Source organism: Thermococcus sp. (assembly GCF_027066465.1).
Lineage (GTDB): Archaea > Methanobacteriota_B > Thermococci > Thermococcales > Thermococcaceae > Thermococcus.
Genome location: NZ_JAMONU010000161.1, coordinates 1 through 7288, shown reverse-complemented (window position 1 = coordinate 7288; position 7288 = coordinate 1). Strand labels below are relative to the sequence as shown.

Sequence of the window (7288 nt, the reverse complement as noted above, 5' to 3'; positions counted from 1 at the left end):
CTTACGTACGTGACCCCCCAGATGCCGCCGCTTCAGATAGCGGCCACCTACTGGGCGCTCTCCTCAAAGTATCCCCAGTTCAAAACCTACGCTGAAATAATACTCGGTTACCTCCTCCACGACTTGGCGAAGGGCTACAACTATCAGCTTATAATAAACAACTACACAAGTCCGTACTTGACCTTCAACAACAGCTACGCCAACGCCAGTGAAGTCGGCTCCGCCACGATGATGGTCAGCGGTTATGTGTCGAGCCAGTTGCCGAGGGGCTACGTTGCAAAGGCATACATAGCCAAGGTCTTAACTGTTCAACATAGGCTTATTGGAATACAGAGGGTTCTAGCTGGGGGGTATTATGGATACTATGGATATCTAAACACTCTCACGATTGGAATTCCGATATATCTACCCTCAAGTATAACCCCTATTGGTGGAGGTTTAGACATTTATGAAAGACATATTGGTTATACGTTTGATGTCGTGAAGTTTAACAATAAATCTTGGTATTATGCCGTTGGATATTACCAAATTCCACCTGAGTATATTCATTCAGGGAAAAACTTCCTATACCTACGCGTAACTTCTAATGACGAAGATGAGATTGGAGTTGGTAGTGGTAGTTGGGTAAGTTTAACCTATAAGACTTCAACTTTGACAGTATCGAACCCAGGCTTGGTAAGGTTATACAATGTGACGAGTGAGGGGACAGGTATTTATTATCTTAACTCTCTCTTCGTTCCCGGAAACGTTACTGGAATTAGCATAAAGCTTACAGTCAGTGGTGTGCATGTGGTGAGAATATATTACTCAAACGGAACTGGAATGGCATTAGTATATGAAAAGCGTCTATCTTCTACGGGGCTTCAAACTATATATATTCCTAACAGCACAATTGTACCTAACATAACTAAATATACAACTCTACAGGACCTCAGCAAAAAGAATTTTAAACTCATAATAATGCTTGATGCTTACTATAACCCAAACTACTCAAGACCAGTAAGGTATGCTGGCCAAGACTATAAATATTATTGGGACAATGTGAGAAAGCTATATGGCTATCCATACTCATATATAAATATAACATATATTCCAAAAGTTCGGGTTAGTAAATTCACAGTTCCAATGGAGGAGATGTATAATTTATCTCCCTCAACTACAAGTTATTATATGACATTTTCATATTACCTTCCCGAAAAAGCAATACCTTGGTATGTAGACATATGGAGTGGTGTAGTTTATACTCCTGGAAGTGCTAATCCACAGAACTATATATATGTTTATGAAGGGCCAGATGCAGGAACAGAGTTCTTAACATTCCCTTTGGACTTTTACATGATTCGTTTAGCTTACACTAGGATAATACCTAACATAATGATACCTGGAGGATGGAACACATTTTATATAGAAAGTGGTGATCCATATTATTTCTTTAGACCTCAAGTCAGCCGTGCAATCGTTCATTACTTCCTCAACGGCTACGCTCCTTACGGAAAAGTCTTCCCATACTACGCCCAGAACAACGCCTGCGGCTACAACCTGACATACTACTACAACCTCTCAGGGACAGTTTACAACGGAACGGTCCTCATAGGGAACTGCCGCCCGACTCAGAAGCCCCTGCCGCTGAGCGCTTCCCAGCTTAAACCGAAGGAGTACGCTCTCGACAACGCGATATTCCGGCTCTTCGTTCAGCTTGGTGCAAAGAACGAAACGACTTACCTTCCGGGAACTGCGCAGAATCCAATAGCGGTTGACCTCCAGGGACTTCAGGTCGAGGCCATAGGTGTGAGGAACGTTCCAACCTCGATAGCGCCGATAGAGGTCACCCTTAGGGTGTGGAGGGGATAAGGCATGCGCAGGGGATTTTTAATAAACGCCGCGGTGCTCCTCATAATCATTCCGCTCCTCCTTCTGGCGGCCGTTTACGAGGGAGTTTCCTCCGGAATCATGAAGGCACAGTCCCAGAACATTCTCCTAACCAGGGATACTTTTGCCGTATCGACCTTGGAGCAGGACTTTCAGAACGCCCTCGACCTGAGCCTCAAGAGGGCATACATCTCCCTAACCGACTACGTCATTCAGAACGGTCTTTTAACGACTGAGAACGCTTCTTACGCCCTAAAAACGCTGATGATGACTGGAACAATTGGAGGAATTCCCCAGCCGGACATGGCAAACGTCACGCTGGAGGAGTGGTTCAACAACCTCGTCTCCTACCTTACTTCACAGGGTTTAAAGGTGTACCCCTCGAACTTCACAGCCTTTGAGTCCCACATCAAGCTGGTTGTGGCCCCTCTGGATTCCTTCCACCTCGTGGCCTTGGCGAGGATAGACAATATAACAATCATTGATGCGTCGGGTAGGATTATGTACAACGGTAGCGTTCCAGAAAGTGGCTACGCCTATTCAGTTATAAGCGTCACGGGCTTTGAAGACCCCTTCCTTCCCGCCTCGCTGAACGGTCTCTACACGAGGGTTATTCAGCCGTGCAGTATTCCATATCCTGGGCCTCTCTACGGGTACTATGAGGTGAACAACGTTACCGAGCTGGCACTCGGCTGGTGCTACCTCGGTGTGAACGCCACGGGGACCTATAACGGTCAGACCGTCTACTATCCGACCATACTCAACAGGTTTGAGAGGGTGTCCTACGCGACATACATAGCACGCCAGCAGGTGTACACATCCATGGCGCTCTGGGCACAGAGGGAGCTCGGCATAAACACAACCCTCCCGGTGGGCCTCATAACGTTCCTCGTGCCCTCGGATACCGCTGACCCAACCCTATTGGGAGCGCTTACGAGCCTTGGGATTACACTGCCGGCAAACTACGACAGCCTCTCCTACTACCTCCTCAACTGTGCCCTCGTCGGGGGTTCCTACTGCATATCCGGTTCAACGGTGAACTCTGAGTATCCGTCCTTTAAGCTGGATAACGTGACGAAGTTGCTTGTGTTCAACACGACGGGGTGATTGAATGACCTTCGAGGACTTCCTTTATTCCCTCGGTGAGCGAGTAGAGACCATCGGAACGTCTATAAGGCGGTTTTTCGGTCTCCTCTTCAGACCCGAACCTTCGGAGAAACCCCCCGCTTTTCGCTTTACGGCGAGGCTCGTCAAGAGAAGGGTCACCGTTCATGAACTTATTAGCCTCCACCTCCAGCTGATGTTTCTCGCCTACCTATTCCTGAACTTCCTCGTGGTTCTCCTCACTAGAAGTGCCCTCCTTGTAGTCCTCATTGCGGTTCCGTACTTCACTTACCTCCGATACTTTATTGGAAGGTATGGGTCCTTTATGCTCGATGTTAGACCCTACAGGTTCTTCTACTACGGCGTTTCACTGATATCGTTCTTTGCCTTCCTCGGATACGTTCTCCTGCGGAAGCTCCTGCCGGTTGTCTTTTACTACTACGCCTACTTAGTTGCTGTTGTTTTCTCTATTCTCCTGTTCTGGTGGTACTTTAAGAGGACGTTCGGGAGGGACTACGCCTACGGAACCGTCGAGGAGGTGAAGGGAGACCTCGTAAGGGTCTTCGTCCACGACGATATCTGTGCCAACGTCAAACCCGGCCTCTACTGGGTTCCTGCAACTCCTGATGCCGAACCCGGCCGCGTTGTGAAGGTTCTAGTTGAGGAGCGTTTTATGAGGGGTGCCGTTCCAGTGAGAATCCTTGAGGTGTACCTGTCCGAGCCTTCTCAGTCCTCCCAAACCGAAACGCCCCCGAACGATGAGATTGAGTAGAGAACCAGGGTGTAAATTGAGTGGCAAGGCTCCACGAGGTTTGTCTTGACGAATCCTTCCCCGACCTTGGGTATCCTCAGGGGTTCAACTCCCCTGCAGTTTGGAAAGATTAGGATGACGTTTCCCTCTGTCACTGTTTCAAGCTCCAATCCCGAGCAGGCCCTCTTTATAAACGCCACGAACTCCTTCCATTTTCTGAGGTTCACGCGGTAGTAGATAGTGTGGCCCAAGGTATCACCCTAAAGAGTAAGTATTAAACTTTAAAAAGTTTTTGATTTTGCAACACTCAATCGTAATAGTGAACGGCAAAGTTTAAACAGCCATTGACGCATGGGAGATTGCGATGATGAGTAAAGCCGTTGCGGAAAGGTGAAGAGAGGACCGACTAGCTGAGCTAAAGCTCCCCGCAGAGCCTCGCGAAGTTCCTATAAACCTCGGCCCCGCGCTCGGTGTGGGAAACCTCCGGGTGGAACTGGACGCCGTAGATTGGAAGGCTCTCGTGCTTCATGGCTTCAACCGGGCAGGTCCCGCTCCTCGCGAGCAGTTTAAAGCCCGGCGGGAGTTCCTTCACCTCGTCCATGTGGCTCTCCCACACCTTCAGTTTCCTTGGAAAGCCTGTAAAGATGTCGTTTTCCTCGATTATTTCAATCTCAACCAAGCTGTACTCGGCCTTCTCACCCCTGCCGACCTTTCCGCCGAAGTGCCTCGCTATGAGCTGGTGGCCGAGGCAGATTCCGAGGATTGGGACGTTGAACTCGTCGTAGTGCTCCAGAATGGCCTTGCAGTTGCCGGTCCTGTTTATGTCTGGGCCACCTGAGAAGATTATTCCCTTCGGCCTCATCGCCTTGATTTCCTCAAGCGGTGTGGTGTTGGGAATTATCTTCGCTTCAACTTCCAAATAGCGGAGCGTTCTCCAAATCCTGTGGACGTACTGGCCCCCGTTGTCCAGTATAACTATCATGAGCCCACCTCCAGGAGTTTGAAGAAGGCATCCGATTCCTCAACGAGATAAAATGCCTTCAAACCGAGGGACTTGGCCAGCTCGACCATCTTCCTGTCGTTCGTAACAAGAACCGCGTCAAGGTAACGGGTGGTCGCGATGAAATAGAGGTCAGGAACTCTGTGCGAAGTCTCAAAGGAAAGCTCCCTGAGAATATCGGAGATTACACCCTCCCCTACGAACTCCGTAATCAGCGACCGGTATATCCCCCACGCTTCTTTTGCAAGGTCTTTGGAGAGAAACCGGGTGATTACGGAGATAAACTCAAACTCGCCGAGCCGGGGAGAGTACAGCTCAATCGCCCCAACTTCCGCGAGGGACGCTATGCGCTTTGAGATTTCAGATCGCTCCGGATAAAAACCAGAAAAAAGGCTTATCATCACTGAGGTGTCAACCACGACCCTCATGTTTCCTCCTCCCGGAGCTTTAGCAGGTATTCCTCCGGACTCTCACTGAAACGCTCTGGGGTCACAATTTTCCTGAACTTCTCGGTCTTCTTGACCACACTGTCCTCGTAGACCCGAATCACCAACCTCTGCCCCTCCTTCAGCTTGAGGGGTCTGAGGGGCTTCAGCACGCCGTTCTCGTAAATCACCTCGATAATCTCGCCCATGCTCCCACCGCTTAAAGTTGGAAACGAAGGTAAATAAGCCTTCACTCGAACTCAATCGTTGCCGGAGGCTTGTTGGTGATGTCGTAGAGAACCCTTCCGACCTCGGAAATCTCGCTGGTTATCCTGAAAGCTATCCTCTGAAGGACGTCGAAGGGGACGTTCATGGCGTTTGCCGTCATTCCGTCGAGGCTCTCAACGACCCTGACCGCTATCGTTTCCTTGTAGGCCCTTATGTCGCCCTGAACGCCAACTGTCTTGACGCCGAGCAGAACCGCGAAGGCCTGCCAGGGTTTTAAGCCGGCTTTCTCAATTTCCTCCTCGACTATCGCGTTGGCTTCCCTGACTATCGCTATCTTCTCAGGCGTGACCTCCCCAAGGACGCGAACGGCCAGCCCCGGCCCCGGGAAGGGCATTCTGTTGTAAATCTTCTCCGGAAGGCCGAGCTCCTTCGCCAGCTCCCGAACCTCGTCCTTGTAGAGGTCTCTAAGGGGTTCAATGAGCTTCAGCTTGAGCCTCTCCGGCAGGCCTCCGACGTTGTGGTGGCTCTTGATTTTCCCCCTGCTCTCAATCCAGTCCGGGGCGATGGTCCCCTGAATCAGGAAGTCGGCGTTGATTTCCTTGGCTATTTCCTCAAAGACCTCGATGAAAACGCGGCCTATTATCTTCCTCTTCTCCTCGGGGTCGGTAACGCCCTTCAAAGCCTTGAAAAAGCGCTCGCTTGCGTCAACGTAGTGCAGGTTGAGGCCGAACTCGTCGCGGAAGGTCTTGACAACGAACTCGGGCTCGCCCTTGCGCATGAAACCCGTGTTCACGAATACGGCGTGAAGTCTGTCGCCTATAGCCTTGTGAGCGAGTATCGCGGCGGTTGAGCTGTCAACGCCACCGCTGAGCGCTATTATCGCCTTCCCGTCGCCGACGGTCTTCCTAATCTCCTCAACCTTCTCCCTGATGAAGTCCTCCCACATGAGCACCACCTTTTACACCCGCTTTGGAATTCGCTTTATAAACCTAACCCGCTTAAACACTTTCACGTCAAAATCTCGTCAAGCCTGTCCTCCTCGAGTGCTTGCCTAAGCTCCATCGCTATCCTCCTGCCGGTGCTCACCGGGAAATCATACCGGAGCCAGCTGTAGGGGGAACCGTGGACGAAGGGGTTCGTTCCGGCAACTATCCTCGCCGAAATCTCAAAGACTACGAACTCCAGCTCCTCGGTGTAAACACCCTCAAGGCAGAAGGGACCCCAGAGACCGCCCATGAGCCTTTCAGCCGTCTTCACTACCCTTTCGCCGGCTTCGATGACATCCATAAGCAGGCTCTCACGCAGGACGATTGGAATGTTGCCGATGACCGTGTAGTTCGTGGCCAGCTCGATGTCCAGCTGTTCTTTCGCTGGAATCCTGCCTATCGCGTCGGCGTTCGACTCATAACGACGGTCAATGCTCATCAGCTCAAGCTCGCGGTTCAGCTTTGAGTAGAAGTAGTGCGGATAAACCGGAACTCCAATCACGTACTCCTGAATCTGGATTCTGCTCAGGTCTTCCTTGTCCCCTATGCCGAGCCTCTCGGCCTTCCTCCAGAAGTCCTCTGGATTCTTGGCCAAAAAGTAGCCCCTCCCGCCCTTGGCTCCAAAGGGCTTGACGATTACTGGTCCTTCTATGTCATCGGGGTCGTCGTAGACCCTCGGAAGGCGCAGCTTCGCCTCCCCGAGCCACTTCCTCTCAAGCGAGCGGTCGCTCTCCCACCTCAGCACCTCTTTGTTGCCGTAGTAGGGAACGCGCATCCTTTCGACGAGCTCAACGCCGAGGTGTGCCACAAAGGAGCCGGTGGGAACGACCACAGCGTCAAGCCTGAGCAGTTCTCCCTCGGGATAGCCTCCCTCGATGAAGTAATCGGCAACCGGAAAGTACTTCGTGTAGAGCGGTCTAACCCG

General features: G+C 51.1%; 9 protein-coding genes. 3 read left to right on the top strand and 6 right to left on the bottom strand.

Annotated elements, in window-relative coordinates; translation table 11 throughout:
• The 3 genes from MVK46_RS07880 to MVK46_RS07870 all read left to right on the top strand — a co-directional run.
• Positions 1-1851: hypothetical protein (locus tag MVK46_RS07880; RefSeq protein WP_297536124.1), on the top strand; the 1851-nt coding region annotated here is incomplete at its 5' end.
• Positions 1852-1854: 3 nt separating this feature from the next.
• On the top strand, positions 1855-2976 hold the full coding sequence (locus MVK46_RS07875) for a hypothetical protein (RefSeq protein ID WP_297536123.1): 1122 nt from the start codon (positions 1855-1857) through the stop codon (positions 2974-2976).
• Positions 2977-2980: 4 nt separating this feature from the next.
• Entirely contained in the window at positions 2981-3745 is a 765-nt protein-coding gene (locus tag MVK46_RS07870; RefSeq protein WP_297536121.1) for a DUF2101 family protein, read from the top strand.
• Here the strand turns inward: MVK46_RS07870 and MVK46_RS07865 are convergent.
• The 6 genes from MVK46_RS07865 to MVK46_RS07840 form a co-directional block, all read right to left on the bottom strand.
• On the bottom strand, positions 3700-3975 hold the full coding sequence (locus MVK46_RS07865; protein ID WP_297536120.1) for a TonB-dependent receptor: 276 nt from the start codon (positions 3973-3975) through the stop codon (positions 3700-3702). The two genes, MVK46_RS07870 and MVK46_RS07865, sit on opposite strands and share 46 nt — an antisense overlap.
• 164 nt (positions 3976-4139) lie before the next feature.
• The gene (locus MVK46_RS07860; protein WP_297536118.1) at positions 4140-4706 is read right to left on the bottom strand and encodes a GMP synthase subunit A; all 567 of its coding nucleotides are present in this window, start codon (positions 4704-4706) and stop codon (positions 4140-4142) included.
• Positions 4703-5152, bottom strand: a complete 450-nt coding sequence (locus MVK46_RS07855) for a type II toxin-antitoxin system VapC family toxin (protein WP_297536116.1) — start codon at positions 5150-5152, stop codon at positions 4703-4705. The genes MVK46_RS07860 and MVK46_RS07855 overlap by 4 nt, the downstream gene beginning before the upstream one ends.
• The gene (locus MVK46_RS07850; RefSeq protein ID WP_297536115.1) at positions 5149-5358 is read right to left on the bottom strand and encodes an antitoxin family protein; all 210 of its coding nucleotides are present in this window, start codon (positions 5356-5358) and stop codon (positions 5149-5151) included. Before MVK46_RS07850 ends, MVK46_RS07855 begins: the two co-directional genes overlap by 4 nt.
• Positions 5359-5399: 41 nt before the next feature.
• Entirely contained in the window at positions 5400-6323 is a 924-nt protein-coding gene (gene guaA, locus MVK46_RS07845) for a glutamine-hydrolyzing GMP synthase (protein WP_297536126.1), read from the bottom strand.
• Between the two features lie 62 nt (positions 6324-6385).
• The coding region (locus MVK46_RS07840) for a formate--phosphoribosylaminoimidazolecarboxamide ligase (RefSeq protein WP_297536114.1) at positions 6386-7288 on the bottom strand (903 nt) is incomplete at its 5' end.

Bases quoted from the DNA above. Each gene is read 5' to 3' on its own strand.
- MVK46_RS07875 (WP_297536123.1), top strand. From the start codon at position 1,855: ATGCGCAGGGGATTTTTAATAAACGCCGCGGTGCTCCTCATAATCATT.
- MVK46_RS07870 (WP_297536121.1), top strand. From the start codon at position 2,981: ATGACCTTCGAGGACTTCCTTTATTCCCTCGGTGAGCGAGTAGAGACC.
- MVK46_RS07860 (WP_297536118.1), bottom strand. From the start codon at position 4,706: ATGATAGTTATACTGGACAACGGGGGCCAGTACGTCCACAGGATTTGG.
- MVK46_RS07855 (WP_297536116.1), bottom strand. From the start codon at position 5,152: ATGAGGGTCGTGGTTGACACCTCAGTGATGATAAGCCTTTTTTCTGGT.
- MVK46_RS07850 (WP_297536115.1), bottom strand. From the start codon at position 5,358: ATGGGCGAGATTATCGAGGTGATTTACGAGAACGGCGTGCTGAAGCCC.
- guaA (WP_297536126.1), bottom strand. From the start codon at position 6,323: ATGTGGGAGGACTTCATCAGGGAGAAGGTTGAGGAGATTAGGAAGACC.